The organism is Pseudoalteromonas sp. APC 3224, assembly GCF_030407535.1.
In the GTDB taxonomy this organism is placed as follows: Bacteria; Pseudomonadota; Gammaproteobacteria; order Enterobacterales; family Alteromonadaceae; genus Pseudoalteromonas.
This window is the reverse complement of the sequence record NZ_JASDDF010000005.1, coordinates 115,043-131,691: the sequence shown is the minus strand read 5'-3', so window position 1 is coordinate 131,691 and position 16,649 is coordinate 115,043. Positions and strand designations below refer to the sequence as shown.

Below are 16,649 nucleotides of genomic sequence, written 5' to 3'. Positions count from 1 at the left end.
CCCAGTACTTACTGGGCTTAAACTCTTATTAATCGTCAAGTACTGTGATTTAGCAGTGCTTTAAGTTTGCCTGGTTTTACTGGCTTACTCAGGTAATGAATATTTTCGGCTTTGGTGGTTTGTTTTAGCTCAGTGTCACGTACTGCGGTAATTAAAATAGCCGGAATATCGCTTTGCCAAATCTCGCGTAGCGCTTTAATTAATGTAATCCCATCCCAATCATTACCTAATTGATAGTCCATTAAAATAACATCAGGTGCCCTCTGTTCTTTTGCATAAGTTAACACCGCGTCTACTCTATCGAATAGGGTGTAATTTGCCTGCCAGCGCTTCATTAGGCTGGCCATGGCGGCAAGGTTTTCAGGATCGTCGTCAACGGCAATAATATTTATCGCGGCGCGGTTGTCGACTATATTTTGACTGGTTTGTTTTTGCTGTACTAATTGCGCATCACCAAAAGGCACTTCAATGCTAAATCGGCTGCCTTTATTAGGTAATGAAACCACATCAATCGGCAGGCTCAATAAATCAGCCATACGTTTAACCACCCCTAAACCTAAGCCAACGCCTTTATTATCGCCCGCTTCAATTCGGTAAAAGTCGTTAAATATTTTTGCTTGTTCAATATCGCTAATGCCAGGGCCGGTATCCCATACTTCAATCCGTAAACTGTGTTTTCTGTTTCTACAAGCAATTAATACACGGCCATTTTCGGTGTATTTAATCGCATTAGACAGCAAGTTTTGTAGTATTCGGCGCAAGTAAGTAATGTCGCTGTGTACTATTTGTTTATTTGAACGCACTTTAAATGAAAGTCCTTTATCGCTCGATAAAATCGCATATTCGCTTTTAAGGGGGTCTAAAATATCATCAATGCAAAAGTGACGAGGACTTGGGGTCATCGCCCCTTGCTCTAGCTTGGCAATTTCTAATAAAGCCGACATTAAATGCACGGTGGAATCGAGGCTATCACCTAGCTTATTAAAGTTATTTTTATTGGTGCTATCTAACTGAGTTTCATCAATGGCGGCGAGATATAATCGTGCCGCATTGAGCGGCTGTAAAATATCATGGCTAGCCAGTGCTAAAAAGCGGGTTTTACTATCATTTGCCTGTTCTGCTTCGCGTTTGGCTAAAGTAAGTGCTTGCTCTGTTTGTACGCGACTATCGATTTGTGCTTGCAGGTTACTATTAATGGTTTGCACCTCTTGGGTACGCGCTTCAATACGGTTTTCTAAGTCCATATTAATTTCTTCGAGCGCATTTTGCGTACTAATATGATTGGTAATATCAGAAAAGCTTGTTACAAACCCCCCATCAGGTAGTGGGTTGCCTATCATTTCGTAAACTTGGCCATTACGACGATGGCGAATAAAGTGATGTGAACTGCCATTTTTTAAATGCTGAACACGCTTATCAACATGGCGCTCGATTTCACCGGGGCCGCATTCACCGCGCTCTGCGTTATAGCGAATTATTTCTTCAATGGGCTGGCCAACTTGTAAAAAACCTTCAGGGTAATTAAACATTTCGCTGTAGCGCTTATTCCAAGCAACGAGGTTGAGATCTTTATCCACCACAGAGAGTCCGTGGCTTAAGTTTTCTAGTGAAGTAAATAATAAGTTTTGATTAAACTGCAGTGCCTGTGTGGTTTCATCAAAAAAGTTTACCACTTCTTCAAACGCCATGCGTTTCCCAGATGATACTGTATGAATAAGTGCTTGCGCAGAGGAAGCACCCAATACACCAGTTAGTGCGCGTTCGCAGTAGGCAATAAAGTCAGCGCGAGGGTGTGCGTTGTTGTCGTTTAAATCATGATGAAGTGCGTAATGCGATAAAATTTGTTGGCTACGCTGAATGCCTAAAAAGGTTTGCAGTAAAATTTTAAAGTCGTATACCGTGGCTTTTACGTTTTTATTTAAGCGACGAGATAAAATGGCCTGATCTTTGGGATTAACAAATGCCGCCGCTTGAATTTTATCAATTAAGCGCTCTTCAGCTCCCAAGGAAAAGCTAATGTAACAGCCAATATTAGCAAACAACGCAATTAAGGTGCCTCTAGTTATAAGCGTTTGCTGTAGCTCACTGTCTAGTGGGTTAGGGGCTTCTAAAATAGGTAGCATTAAAAATAGCACCCAACAAATGACCCCTGCGAGTAGCCCAGCATAAACGCCGTAAGCATGGCCTTTTCTCCAATATAACCCACCCACAATAGCAGGCAATAATTGCGACACCAATGAAAAAGCCACTAACCCCATACTGGCCAGCGCACTGCCACTACCAAACCATTGCTGATAGAAGTAGGCTAAAATAAGCACCCCAGCAATGGTAAAGCGGCGCACCAATAAAATACGGGATTTATAGCTGCTGGTGATTAAATTACGTTTAAATTTACGACGCAACATTAAGGGTAGCACCACGTCGTTGGAGATCATGGTACTTAGTGTAAGCGTTGCAACAACAATCATGGCTGTGGCAGCAGAAAGCCCACCTATAAACACAAAGGTGGTTAAAAAAGCGTTATCGTGCAGCATAGGCAGTGCCAGTACAAAACTGTCAGGTGATAAACTACGACCAATTTCTGGATGAATAGCAGCGGTGGCTATAGGTAAAATCATTGCAGCGGTCAATAACAAGTACAATGGAAAAGCCCAGCGAGCAGTAAATAAATGGCGCTTATCTTGGTTATCAACCACGGTGACATGAAATTGCCGTGGCAAACAAATAATAGCGGCCGCCGCCATCAGCGACTGACCTACAAAGTTAAAGCTAAAAAAGTCAAACTGCGCCCAATGCAGCCAAATTGACTCGGCGACTTGGCCAGAACTTTCTGCGGGTAAATTAAATAAGCTATATATTGCAAGCCCTGCTACAGCAGCCAGAGCAAACAGCTTTATTAGCGACTCAAACGCCACAGCAAGCATTAAGCCTGAGCGGTATTCGGTTACATCAACTTTGCGCGTGCCAAAAAATATAGCAAATAGTGCCATCATTAAAGTGGCTGATAACGCCAAAATATCCCCAGATATTTGATTACTACTTTGCAAAAGTAAAAAGCTAGAACTAAGCGCTTTTAATTGCAATGCGATGTAAGGAATAGTGGCCAATAAGGCAATAATGGTCACCATAATTGCAGTGGTTTGGCGTTTGCCGTAACGCGCTGAAATAAAGTCGGCAATAGTGGTGATATTTTGTTTTTTACTCACCAATACCAGTTTACGTAAAAAGCCTTGGCCGAAAAAAAACAGTAAGGCGGGTCCTAATAAAATAGGCAAAAAGCTCCAACTACTAGTAGCAGCGGTACCTACCGAGCCATAGTAAGTCCACGAAGTACAATAAATTCCCAATGCAAATGAATACACAAATGGGTGATGACTAATACGCTTGGCAAGTGGGGTGGTCTTATCACCCCAATTTGCCAGCCAAAACAGCACGCCTATGTAGCCAAAGGCAACAATGAGTAGTACAGCTGTCATGTTTATTTAACCTCGTAGAGTGTTTTTATAATTTGTCATAACTATACCCAAACTATTTCAAGATGCGAGCGCCAGTTGGAGTTTGCTTATTAACAATACCTAGCTGCAAATAAAGTAGGGGGTATACATTTTGTTTATGTTATCTATAAATAAAATAAAGCTATGATATTTAAGGGTTAATTTGTTTTTGTCTATTTAGTTAGACTAATGTCTTATTCCCACGGTTTGTTTTAATTTGGCTAAAAACTTGAGCAATAAAAATCTATTAAGCTACTGAAATTTAAGTGGTTCATGAGTTGTTTATTAATTGATCATGCGCAGTTTACGAAAACGTTAATATGTTGTTACGACTATTGTCGCAATTCAATATTTGAATTGCATTGCTAAATTGGTTAACGAATATAAAAAACCACCCATCACAATCGTGATGTTTAAAGGGGAAAATAAAAATGGCTTTTAAAAATGAAGAACAAGCAAAAGCTTATTGGGCAGAAAACATTTCATTACTGTTTAAATTATTAGCAGTATGGTTTGTGGTCTCTTTTGGCTTTGGCATATTACTGGTTGATGTACTTAATGAAGTACGTTTTTTTGGGTTTAAACTTGGCTTCTGGTTCGCCCAGCAAGGCGCGATTTATACCTTTGTGGCTTTGATTTTTGTGTACGTTTTCAAAATGAATACGTTAGATAAAAAATATGGCGTAGACGAATAGGAGCTAGTCAATGGATGTTCAAATACTCACATTTATAATTGTCGGTTTAAGCTTTGCGCTTTATATCGGTATTGCAATTTGGGCTCGTGCTGGGTCAACAAATGAATTCTACGTTGCTGGTGGCGGTGTACCTCCACTAGCCAATGGTATGGCAACTGCTGCGGATTGGATGAGTGCTGCGTCGTTCATTTCAATGGCGGGTATTATCTCGTTTGCGGGTTACGACGGAAGTGTTTACTTAATGGGGTGGACCGGTGGTTATGTACTACTGGCTATGTGTTTAGCGCCTTACTTACGTAAATTCGGCAAGTTTACCGTGCCAGATTTTATCGGTGACCGTTACTACTCACGTACAGCGCGTTTAGTGGCTATTTTATGTGCCATCTTTATTTGTTTTACTTACATTGCGGGTCAAATGCGCGGTGTTGGTGTAGTGTTCTCTCGTTTCTTAGAAGTTGAAATTGAAACCGGTGTTTATATCGGTATGATCATTGTTTTCTTCTATGCCGTACTTGGTGGCATGAAAGGTATTACTTACACGCAAGTTGCGCAGTATTGTGTACTGGTATTTGCTTATTTAGTACCGGCTATTTTTATCTCTATGATGGCAACAGGTCACTTTTTCCCACAAACTGGTTTTGGTGCCACGCTAAGTGATGGCTCTGGAATGTATGTATTGGATAAACTTGACGGTTTAAGTACCGAGCTTGGATTTGGCCAATACACTGAAGGCTCAAAGAGCATGATTGATGTATTTGCAATTACAGGTGCTCTTATGGTGGGTACTGCTGGTTTACCACACGTAATTGTTCGCTTTTTCACTGTACCTCGCGTTAAAGACACACGTATTTCAGCAGCGTGGACACTGGTGTTTATTGCTATTGTTTACACAACAGCACCTGCAGTAGCTTCGTTTGCCCGTGTAAACATGATTGATACAATTAATGGTAAAGACGGAAGTGGTACAGCGTATGCAGAGGCACCAGCTTGGATCAAAAACTGGGAACGCACAGGCCTAATCACCTTTAATGATAAAAATGGTGACGGCAAAATGTTCTACACATCAGGTAAAATCACTGACCCTAATAGCGCAAACGAAGTAAATGTTGACCGCGATATTATGGTACTAGCGAATCCTGAAATAGCCGACTTACCAGCCTGGGTTATTGCACTCGTTGCAGCAGGTGGTATTGCTGCGGCGCTATCGACTACAGCGGGCTTACTATTGGTTATTTCAACCTCAGTATCGCACGATTTACTTAAACGGACACTCAAACCGGATATAACCGACAAGCAAGAATTACTTGCAGCGAGGTTGGCAGCGATGATTGCTATTGTAATATCCGCTTACTTTGGGATTAACCCGCCAGGATTTGTGGCCTCGGTTGTTGCCTTTGCCTTCGGCTTAGCGGCGGCGAGCTTCTTCCCTGCAATTATTATGGGTATTTTCTCTAAATCAATGAATAAACATGGTGCAATTGCAGGCATGGTAACGGGTATCACCTTTACTGCTGCATACATCATCTACTTCAAGTTTGTGAGTCCAGAGCTTAATAGCCCAGAAAATTGGTTCTTAGGTATTTCACCTGAAGGGATTGGTTTAGTAGGCATGATCATTAACTTTGCAGTAGCTGCAGGTGTTATGAAAATGACTCAACCGACACCAGTTGAAATTCAAGAAATGGTTGAAGGTATTCGTAATCCTAAAGGGTCTAGTGAAGCGCATGCTCACTAATCCATATATCTAATGATATAACGCATCAAAGCCCGACTTAAGTCGGGCTTTTTATTTGTTTAAATAATGACTACATTAAATAATCGCTATATTAAATAACCATATTTCAGGTTAAGTCGCTTTTTTATTGAGGATGATTTATGAGTAGTGAGCAACAGGAAGTCGCGCAGTTTATTAACAAGCAAGCACCATTTTCAATGTTACAGGACAGCGCCTGCAGTTATTTTGTTAACCATCTCGATAGTATTTATTTGACCCGAGAAAACCAAACGCAATGGCTTAACAGTGAACAGCCTAAATTATTTTTAATTCGTTCCGGGTTATACGATTTAGTGGATGCTCAAGGCGATACGGTAACGCGTTTAACTCAAGGTGATTACTTTGGTTATCCCTCGTTACTGACGGGAGATTCAATACAAAACAGTTTAGAAGTACAAAAAGAGGGCATTGTCTATATGCTCGACCAAACGGATTTTGATTACTTACGTCGAGAATATAAAGCATTCGAGCAATACTTTGTTCGTGCTCATGCTAATCGATTGCTGTCATCACATTATAAAAGCAATAACGACAGCTGGTCTGAGCGTAAAATATCAGAGATCATGACTCGAAAAGCGATTACGCTGCCTCCCGATGCCAGCATCCGTCATAGTGCTAAAAAAATGCAAGAGCATGGGATTTCATCAATGATGATCACCGAAAATTCGCATCTTGTTGGGGTAGTTACAGATCGGGATTTACGTAACCGAGTGCTTGCTGATGAAGTGGATCCCGCGCAAGCTATCAATAGTATTATGACCAATAAGCCTAAGTTTATATTTGAAAATAACCGCGTATTTTCAGCGCTGCACTTAATGCTTAAGCATAATATTCATCATTTACCTGTGCTTGACGAAAACCACAAACCGCTAGGAATGATCACCAGTACAGACTTACTACGCCAACAAAAAAGCGACCCAGTGCAGCTAATTGGTCGTATTTACAAGGCCCATAATGTGGCTGATTTAAAACGTTACGCGAAAGAAATTCCTGAGTTATTAAAAGGTTTTTCAAATAATATTGATGATATTTCGCTGATCGGAAAGTTACTCAGTGGTTTAACCGATGCGTTGACCTCGCGGCTAATTTTTTTATTTCAACAACACCATGGCGCCGCGCCAACCAGTTTTAGTTTTATTTGTTTTGGCTCTCAAGCGCGCGAAGAGCAAACACTGCATTCAGATCAAGATAATGGCTTGTTATTACCTGATGGTCTAAACGATGAACAGCACGCATATTTTAAACAGATGGGCGAATTTGTTTGTGAAAACTTAGTTGAGTGCGGCATTCGTCGTTGTCCTGGTAACATAATGGCTAGCAGTGATGCGTGTCGAATGAGTGTTAGTGATTGGGGGGCGAAGTTTTTAAAGTGGATCACCAGTCCCACACCCCAGGCAATGCTCAACTGTAAAATCTTTTTTGATCTGCGCTTTATTGAAGGCTCAACCACACTCTATAGCCAGTTTTGTGAAGAGTTGACCCATATTTCTCGCAACGATCTTTTTTATGCGGCAATGGCCAGCGATGTTAACGCTAACAGTGCGCCGATTGGTTTATTCAATAACTTTAAAACCGAAAAAACAGAGCAACACCATAAGTACATCGATCTTAAAAAGCGCGGGGTGGTGATCATTAACGATCTAGCGCGACTTTATGCATTAAAAGTAGGCATTCGCCGTGCTAACACCCAAGAGAGGTTGGATGCTTTATTAAAGTATTCACTATTAAGCAAAGAAGATATTTATAATTTAAAAGATTGTTGGCGATTTTTAACTCAGCTTCGGCTGCGCACGCAAATAAACGAAGAAGGGTTACCTAGTAATTGTATTAACCCAGACAAACTCAATTCGTTAGAGCGTCATCAGCTTAAAGAAGCGTTTTACCTAGTAAAACAAGCGCAGCAAGGCGCGGCGTTTAAATTTTCGCGTGGGAGTTTGTAACAATAATGGTTAAGCAGCTTATTACGCGGTACTTAAAGCGTCGCCATTTGCTTGCGCAAAGTGCTTTAAAGCAACGTTATTTAGTGATTGATTTGGAATTAACAGGGCTTGATCCTAAACAACATGAAATTGTCTCGGTTGCTTGGGTACTGATTGATAATCAATGTATCAAGAATAGTCAATCGCAGCATATCGTTAATAAAGAGGTTAAAAGTCTAGAGCAAAGCCCTGTTTTTCACGGCATTAGTACTGACTCGGTGGCACAAGGGCAAAGCCTACAGAGTATTTTAATGTCTTTAAGCGCTCACTTTAGTGACTGCATTTTAGTATTTCATAATGCCATGCTCGACTGGGGCTTTTTAAAGTTAGCACTAAAAAATGCAGGGATCACCCAGCGGCCTAAGCTGATCATCGATACCTTACAAATAGAAAAAAAGCGTTTACTGCAACACGCAAGCGATATAAAGTTAGATGATTTAACCTTAAATGAATGCCGTAATCGCTACGATTTACCAAGTTATCATTGTCATCATGCGCTTACCGATGCACAAGCGACCGCCGAATTACTGCTAGCTCAGTGCCATCAAATAAGCCGTGGTAAAGAGCTGCAATTGAGGTCAATAATTTAACAAAACTACAGTATTTACCAATTATTTTTCTAAGTTATTATTTTTAAAAGGATTTATTATGGTGATTGAAGCCGCCAGTAAGTATTACAACCAGTTAAACAATGACCTCAAAGCAGTTAAAAAGTACATTCACAATAATTTTGGTGTGTTTCTTACTATTCTTTACTTATTAGGTAGTTTATCAGGTGTTGTGTATCTTTACGTTTTAATTAATAACTTCTCTGTTGATGTATTCAATTTCATTGAAATAAGTGACTTTTTACTGGCACTGATTTCAAGTCCTTTACTTATTACTATTTATACTGCGATCATCGTTTTAACAGCTATTTATTTAAATTGGCGCTCAGGACACATGCCAGATCCTAGTAAAACAACCGTGTTAAAAAGACTTTATTATGGCTTTTGTTACCCGTACTATTTATTGAAACCTAGTTATACAGCGGTATTATTTTTAGCACTCATAATACCTACATACCCTACTATATTGGCGCATTTTCATAGTAAAGATATAGTAAACGAAAAAACAATGAGTTATCACTTATCATTAAATTATCCAATAGCTCAGAGTAAAGTAACTCAACTTCAAAATGTGCAAATAGTAGCCTCAACAATTGGAAATTTATTTGTTTATGATAATAAACAAAATAAGTTACTTATTATTTCGCAAGAAAATATTTCAGCATTAATACCTAACGAAAATAAAGGAAAAACGGTTAGCTCAGAGTCAAAATAATAGCCTCGACATCACCAAAAAATTAGTTAATTTAATGGGGATACTCAGGCATGTAAGCATTAAATATTTAGCTGAAATATTATTGAATATTACTTATAGGTGTAGGCATATAATTCACAATTTCACTTTTTCAAGGAACGAATATGAAACTTATCACCGCTATTTTTATTACCTTATTCCCTCTTATTACTTTTGCTAATTCAAGCGTGCCAACTAATCGTCATATTTCTGTACATGGCACAGCTGAGGTATTAGTTGAGCCAGATATGGCTCAAATTATATTTGAAGTAAAAAGCATTGAAGATACATTACTTGAAGCTAAGCGTGACCTTGATGGCCGAGTTAGCGTGTTACTTGAAGAATTAGATAAGTATGATTTTGGACAAGGCGATGTTCATATATCGGGTTTAAAAAGCAAGGTATACACTAAGGTTGGTACAGAATCTGGGATTGCTTTAAGCGATAATTATTTAGCTCTGAAAACAGTTAAAGTCACATTAAAAGATATTAAAAAAGTCGATGAATTAATTGATTTTGCTCAACGCTTACAAATAGACAATATCAAAAAAATTAATGGCTTATCCTCCAAAGTCAAGCAGTTAGAGGCAGAGGCAACACAACTAGCAATAGATAACGCAAAAGCGAAGGGAAATAAGCTCGCTCAGTCTTTTGGTGCTGAACTTGGCAACGTTTATAGTATTAGTGCAAATTCTAGTAGCTCAGATTACGACGCGAGCGGTGTTAAGCACATTGTTTTATCTAGCCACAGAAATAGCATGGCTGCTAGAATTAACGAGAACCCATTTAAGCAGCAGCAATATTTAGGTGCAAGAATAAGCGTTAAAGCATCTATAAACGTGGTGTTTGATTTAAAACTAAAATAGCAAATACCGCAAATACCTATTAGCTAAGCTAAAAGTAAAAGCGCATTGCGTGTTGATTATGGCGTTAATTTAAAGTTTCTAATGCTTGGCTCTTATAATCACAGGCAAGGTCGATTACAATACCGCCATCTAAAAGGCGACGCTGCCTTTCTCTGTACGTAACTAGAGTGGATTTTATATTTCATGGCAATCAAACTTGCAATTAATGGTTTTGGTCGTATTGGTCGAAATATTGTCCGTGCACTATACGAATCAGGCTTAATCGACGAGATCAAAATTGTTGCAATTAACGAACTAGCCGACCCTGAAGCTATTGCCCATTTATTAAAATACGACACCTCTCATGGTCGTTTCACTTTTCCAGTTAAACTAGGTGAAGACACTATCAGCGTTGCTGATGACACCATTGCATTATTTTGTGAAGAAAATCCAGTTGAATTACCGTGGCAAACGCTAGATGTTGACGTGGTACTTGAATGTACTGGCGTGTACCACTCACGTGAGCATGCACAGTCACATATTGCCGCAGGTGCTAAAAAAGTGTTGTTTTCCCATCCTGCTGATAATGATGTAGATGCCACCATTGTGTATGGCATAAACGACGATGAGCTGAAAAACGAGCATACTATTGTCTCTAATGGTTCGTGTACCACCAACTGCGTTGTTCCTGTTATTAAAGTACTTGATGATGCCTTTGGTATTGAGTCTGGCGCTATTACAACTATTCATGCGTCAATGAACGATCAGCAAGTGATTGATGCGTATCACCATGATTTACGCCGAACTCGTGCCGCCAGCCAATCTATTATTCCGGTAGACACAAAATTAGCCCGTGGTATCGACCGTATTTTACCTAAATTTAAAGGCCGCTTTGAGGCTATTGCCGTTCGTGTACCGACTATTAATGTGACCGCCATGGATTTAAGTGTCACGGTAAATACCGATGTAGATTTAAGTGCGGTTAATAGTGCGCTTAAAGCACAAGCTAAAGATAGGCTTGAGGGTATTTTAAGTTACACCGAAGAGCCGCTGGTATCGGTTGATTTTAACCACGATCCCCATTCTTGTATTATTGATGGCACACAGACACGTGTTAGTCATAAACGGCTGATAAAATTACTAGTTTGGTGTGATAATGAGTGGGGGTTTGCGAATCGCATGCTTGATACCGCTCGTGCTATGATGGCATTTAAGTAATATTTAAAACGTATTTATTGGTTTAGTATCGTTAACTAAGGAGATGTTCATGTCGGTCATAAAAATGGCAGATTTAGATTTAAACGGCAAGCGTGTATTAATTCGTGAAGATTTAAATGTACCCGTTAAAGCAGGTAAAGTGACGTCAGACGCACGTATTCGTGCTGCACTACCTACTATCAAACTTGCGCTAGAAAAAGGTGCAAAAGTGATGGTTATGTCACACCTAGGCCGTCCTACGGAAGGGCAATACGAAGACGAATTTTCATTAGCACCCGTTGTTGATTACTTAAATGATGCACTTGAGCAAACTGTTCGCCTAGAAAAAGATTACTTAAACGGCGTTGATGTTGCAGATAGCGAAGTGGTTGTTTTTGAAAACGTACGTTTTAACAAAGGCGAGAAAAAAGACGACGAAGCCCTATCAAAGCAACTAGCTGCATTATGTGATGTTTATGTAATGGATGCCTTTGGTACTGCACATCGCGCACAAGCTTCAACCCATGGTGTGGGTCTGTTTGCTGATGTAGCGTGTGCTGGTCCATTATTATCGGCTGAACTAGACGCATTAGGTAAAGCACTTGATAACCCAGCCCGTCCGTTAGTGGCGATTGTGGGTGGCTCTAAAGTATCCACTAAGTTAACGGTACTTGATTCGTTATCTAAAATTGTTGATCAGCTTGTTACCGGTGGCGGTATTGCCAATACCTTTATTGCAGCTGCTGGCCATCCTGTAGGTAAGTCACTTTATGAGGCTGATTTAATGGATGAAGCAAATCGTTTATGCGCTGCAGCGAAAGCCAACGATGGCGAAATACCGGTACCGACAGATGTTGTTGTGGGTAATGAGTTTTCAGAGTCAGCTGTAGCAACACTTAAAGATGTAAGTGAAGTCACCAGCGACGATATGATTTTTGATATTGGTCCTGATACCGCAAATCAACTTGCAAAAATTATTGCTAATGCAGGCACTGTTGTATGGAATGGCCCTGTGGGTGTGTTTGAGTTTGATCAATTTGGTAATGGCACACGTGCTATTGCAAAAGCGATTGCGGATTCAAACGCATTTTCTATTGCTGGTGGTGGTGACACCCTAGCGGCAATTGATAAGTATGGCATTAGTGATAAAGTATCGTATATCTCTACAGGTGGTGGTGCGTTCTTAGAGTTTTTAGAAGGCAAAAAACTACCTGCAGTTGCAATGCTAGAATCACGCGCTAAATAATACCTAGGGTATTAGCTAGCCGTAAAGCAGATGTGCTAATTCCACATCTGCTACAATTAACGAGTAAATACCTCTCACTTTTATTTAGTCGTTAATAATATGAATTTTAGGCCATTTGCCTTTTAATTCATGGCGCAGTGATTGCGCCAAACTAACAAATCCGTTCAAACTAGGTGGTAAAATAACTACCGATAAATTGGAGAATACCCAATGGCTTTAATCAGTATGCGACAACTTCTTGATCATGCCGCAGAGCATGGTTACGGTGTACCCGCGTTTAATGTAAATAACCAAGAGCAAATGCGTGCAATTATGGAAGCGGCTGATAAAACAAACAGCCCTGTTATTGTGCAAGGTTCTGCGGGCGCACGTGCGTATGCCGGTGCACCTTTTATTCGTCATATGATTTTAGCGGCAGTGGAAGAATGGCCACATATTCCTGTGGTTATGCATCAGGATCATGGTACATCACCGGGTGTATGTCAGCGTTCAATTCAGCTAGGTTTTTCATCAGTAATGATGGATGGCTCATTAATGAGCGATGGTAAAACACCTTCAAGCTACGATTACAACGTTGATGTAACACGTAAAACAGTTGAAATGGCGCATGCGTGTGGCGTATCTGTAGAGGGTGAGCTAGGTGTATTAGGTTCACTTGAAACTGGTGAAGCGGGTGAAGAAGATGGTGTTGGCGCTGAGGGTAAACTTACCACTGAGCAAATGCTAACAAATCCAGAAGAAGCGGCAGACTTTGTAAATAAAACCCATGTTGATGCGCTGGCTATTGCCTGTGGTACATCACACGGTGCTTACAAATTTACTCGTCCACCAACCGATGACATTTTAGCAATTGATCGTATTAAAGAAATCCACGCGCGTATACCAAATACCCACTTAGTAATGCATGGTTCGTCTTCTGTTCCACAAGAGTGGTTAGAAGTGATCAATCAATACGGTGGTGAAATCCCAGAAACTTACGGCGTGCCAGTAGAGCAAATTGTTGAAGGTATTAAATACGGTGTGCGTAAGGTAAACATTGATACTGACTTACGTTTAGCGTCTACCGGTGCGATTCGTCGTCATTTAGCGATGAACCCGTCTAACTTCGACCCACGTAAGTTTTTAGCTGCTGCAACCCAAGCAATGACTGATATTTGTATCGCTCGTTACGAAGCGTTTGGTACTGCGGGTCAAGCAAGTAAAATTAAGCCAATTTCGCTAGATGAAATGCACCTTAAATACTTAAGCGGTGAGCTAAACCCAAAAATAAAATAATGAGCCAATAATAGCGATACTCTCGCGCTCATTATAAAAGCCAGTTGCCTATGCACTGGCTTTTTTGATCTGTGGGGGATCAGTATTTTACCTAGTTATTAATTTGGGATCACTCGATTACTAACTTGTCATGTCTGGGATCATTACTTTACTAACTAAAGCGCTAAAATGGGCATGTTTTAGTCATTTAGGCATCGTAAAGCGCAATGGTAGAATGAAAATTATACAAAAAATCATTGGTTTAGCTTTAGTAGTGGGTAAAATAGTGATCCGCAAAGGGATCGGCTTGATAAAACTCTGATCCTGATATTTAAGATCTTAATAAAGCTGATCTAAATAGTGTCGTGGCGCAGTCAGCTTTTATGATCAGACTAAAAATATAGTTGTTAAAACTCGTCGCTTAGTAATTTGATGATCTCATAAATAATATAAAAACTACGCGCAATTATTAAGCTATTAACACCTCAAACCGCTTTTTGATTTACAGCTTATGATGATACAAAGATGACATATTTAATTTTTTGTCACTATTTTGTGTTTTTTTTTACGCTCATTTTGATTTCCACGTTACACTTTAATAAAAATGTCATACTTAGTCATAATAATGAAACCTACTCAATAGCCTAAGAGATAAATTGGAATGTCACGTAAAGTATTAGTCGTTGATGACGAAGCACCTATCAGGGAAATGTTGGTTTTTGTTTTAGAACAAAATGGGTTTCAAGCCATTGAGGCAGAAGATTATGATTCTGCAATATCTGCAATGGTTGAACCTTATCCAGATATGGTGTTACTCGATTGGATGCTACCTGGCGGTAGTGGAATTCAAATCGCTAAAAAATTCAAACAAAATGAACACACACGCCAAATTCCTATTATTATGCTGACAGCCCGCGGCGAAGAAGAAGATAAAATACGCGGTTTAGAAGTCGGTGCTGATGATTACGTTACAAAACCGTTCTCACCTAAAGAGTTAATGGCGCGTATTAAAGCGGTTATTCGTCGTGTTGCTCCTACCTCACTTGAAGAGGCGATTGAAGTACATGGCTTACGTTTAGATCCTATTTCGCATCGTGTGACCTCAGGTGGCAGTGAGCTAGATATGGGGCCAACGGAATTTAGACTGTTACACTTTTTTATGACCCACCCTGAGCGTGTATATAGCCGAGAGCAATTACTTGATCATGTATGGGGTACTAACGTTTATGTTGAAGATAGAACTGTAGATGTTCATATCCGTCGCCTGCGTAAGGCAATTGCTACGCTTGGGCATGACCGCTTAGTACAAACAGTTCGCGGTGCTGGTTATCGCTTTTCGAGTAAATTATAAGTTTACTTCGTAAGTCAGAATCTATTAACCTAGCACAGTCAAATCATCTGCTAGCGTTTATAAGGTAAAGAGCGTGTATGTATCGAGTTATTAACAAGCAGGCGTTAACTAAACGGCTGTTTGTCTATTTTATACCTTTGCTTTTAATTGGGGTGCTCATTGGTGCCCCATTTTTGATGTTGTTTTTGGGCGCTTTTTCGCTACTTATGTGGCATTACCATCAGCTTTATCGCTTAAGTGACTGGCTGCATGATCAACGCAGTTTTAACCCGCCTGAAGGGGAAGGGTCGTGGGAGCAAGTATTTGAAGGTATTTACCAGCTGCAACACCGCAATCGTAAAAAACGTAATGAGCTGGCAGAGCTAATACGGCGTTTTCGTGACGGCGCTGAGGCCGTACCCGATGCCGTTGTTGTGCTACAAAACGATTTATCAATTGTGTGGTGTAATCAACTTGCACTCAAAGTGTTAGGGTTACAGTGGCCGGTTGATCATGGTCAGCGTTTAGATAACTTAATTCGCGATCCTAAATTTGCTAAATATATGCGTCGTAAAGAGTTTAGCGATGCTCTGGAGCTTGAAAGTGGCCACAGTGTTGAGCAAGTTCTTGAATTTAGGGTTATGCCCTATGCCAATACACAGTTGTTGGTAGTGGTACGCGATGTTACTCGCTTAAAGCAACTTGAGCAGATGCGTAAAGACTTTGTAGCAAACGTCTCTCATGAGCTCAGAACCCCTTTAACTGTTGTTACCGGCTACCTTGAAATGCTCGATAGTGATTCACTTCCCCCGCCTGCAATGTGGAATAAAGCACAAACTACTATGCTAGAGCAATGTAAGCGTATGGATAGCTTGGTGAATCAGCTGTTGTCGTTATCGCGCATCGAAGGGGGAAAGCAACACAGTAATGACAAAGCGGTGAATGTGCCACGATTATTAAACTTAATTGAAACAGAAGCGCAATCTATCAATCAAGACAAAGGCCATCAACTTATTTTTAAGATTGATGCATCGCTTGATATTACCGGTGCTGAGGATGAACTTAGAAGTGCCTTTTCAAATTTAGTATTTAATGCCATTCATTATACTAAACCAGGCGGTAAAATTGAGGTACTTTGGCAGCGCAACAATGAACAAGCATGTTTTAGTGTGACCGATAATGGTGATGGTATTGCACCTGAGCATATTAACCGGTTAACTGAGCGTTTTTATCGAGTAGATAAAGCCAGAAGCCGCACCACAGGTGGCTCAGGCTTAGGCTTAGCTATTACCAAGCATGTGCTTACTCGCCATGGTAGTCAATTAAAAATTCACAGCGACCTGGGTAAAGGTTCTTGTTTTTCTTTCGCGTTTTCAAGCGATAGACTTATCGTTATTTCGCCATTAGTAGCAAGCAATATAGGTAGTCATAAAAGTGTCATTTAAGAGTCACACCATTGTCATGTACTCACTTTAGAGTGAACCGCAGTTAGAA

Annotated in this window: 12 protein-coding genes; 11 read left to right on the top strand and 1 reads right to left on the bottom strand. The window is 40.2% G+C overall.

Going from position 1 to position 16,649, the window contains the following annotated elements; all coding sequences use genetic code 11:
- Positions 1-35 precede the first annotated feature (35 nt).
- Complete coding sequence (locus QL989_RS04100; protein WP_290168458.1) at positions 36-3,476, bottom strand: PAS-domain containing protein; 3,441 nt, start codon at positions 3,474-3,476, stop codon at positions 36-38.
- 449 nt (positions 3,477-3,925) lie between these two features.
- Between QL989_RS04100 and QL989_RS04095 the strand changes: the two genes are divergently transcribed.
- The 11 genes from QL989_RS04095 to phoR all read left to right on the top strand — a co-directional run bounded on the left by QL989_RS04095 (position 3,926) and on the right by phoR (position 16,600).
- Positions 3,926-4,189, top strand: a complete 264-nt coding sequence (locus QL989_RS04095) for a DUF4212 domain-containing protein (protein WP_008464847.1) — start codon at positions 3,926-3,928, stop codon at positions 4,187-4,189.
- A 10-nt stretch (positions 4,190-4,199) separates the two neighbouring features.
- Positions 4,200-5,924, top strand: coding sequence for a sodium:solute symporter family protein (locus QL989_RS04090; protein WP_109874178.1), 1,725 nt, complete (start codon positions 4,200-4,202; stop codon positions 5,922-5,924).
- A 140-nt stretch (positions 5,925-6,064) separates the two neighbouring features.
- Positions 6,065-7,903, top strand: coding sequence for a DUF294 nucleotidyltransferase-like domain-containing protein (locus QL989_RS04085; RefSeq protein ID WP_290168455.1), 1,839 nt, complete (start codon positions 6,065-6,067; stop codon positions 7,901-7,903).
- Positions 7,904-7,908: 5 nt separating this feature from the next.
- The gene (locus tag QL989_RS04080) at positions 7,909-8,532 is read left to right on the top strand and encodes a 3'-5' exonuclease (RefSeq protein ID WP_290168453.1); all 624 of its coding nucleotides are present in this window, start codon (positions 7,909-7,911) and stop codon (positions 8,530-8,532) included.
- A 58-nt stretch (positions 8,533-8,590) separates the two neighbouring features.
- A complete protein-coding gene (locus tag QL989_RS04075; protein WP_290168451.1) occupies positions 8,591-9,265 on the top strand; it encodes a hypothetical protein in 675 nt (224 codons plus the stop codon).
- A gap of 143 nt (positions 9,266-9,408) precedes the next feature.
- Entirely contained in the window at positions 9,409-10,149 is a 741-nt protein-coding gene (locus tag QL989_RS04070) for an SIMPL domain-containing protein (RefSeq protein ID WP_290168449.1), read from the top strand.
- 183 nt (positions 10,150-10,332) lie between these two features.
- The gene (gene epd / locus QL989_RS04065) at positions 10,333-11,346 is read left to right on the top strand and encodes an erythrose-4-phosphate dehydrogenase (protein WP_290168447.1); all 1,014 of its coding nucleotides are present in this window, start codon (positions 10,333-10,335) and stop codon (positions 11,344-11,346) included.
- A gap of 49 nt (positions 11,347-11,395) precedes the next feature.
- Positions 11,396-12,571: a phosphoglycerate kinase gene (locus QL989_RS04060; RefSeq protein ID WP_290168445.1), complete on the top strand. Its 1,176-nt coding sequence runs from the start codon at positions 11,396-11,398 to the stop codon at positions 12,569-12,571.
- Positions 12,572-12,781: 210 nt separating this feature from the next.
- Positions 12,782-13,846 (top strand): class II fructose-bisphosphate aldolase, encoded by a 1,065-nt coding sequence (fba, locus tag QL989_RS04055; protein ID WP_008111197.1) that lies wholly within the window; start codon positions 12,782-12,784, stop codon positions 13,844-13,846.
- A gap of 640 nt (positions 13,847-14,486) precedes the next feature.
- Positions 14,487-15,176 carry a phosphate regulon transcriptional regulator PhoB gene (phoB, locus tag QL989_RS04050; RefSeq protein ID WP_008111196.1) on the top strand — a complete coding sequence of 230 codons (690 nt, stop codon included), beginning with the start codon at positions 14,487-14,489 and terminating at the stop codon, positions 15,174-15,176.
- 77 nt (positions 15,177-15,253) lie between these two features.
- The gene (gene phoR, locus QL989_RS04045) at positions 15,254-16,600 is read left to right on the top strand and encodes a phosphate regulon sensor histidine kinase PhoR (RefSeq protein WP_290168442.1); all 1,347 of its coding nucleotides are present in this window, start codon (positions 15,254-15,256) and stop codon (positions 16,598-16,600) included.
- The last annotated feature ends 49 nt before the right edge of the window (positions 16,601-16,649 follow it).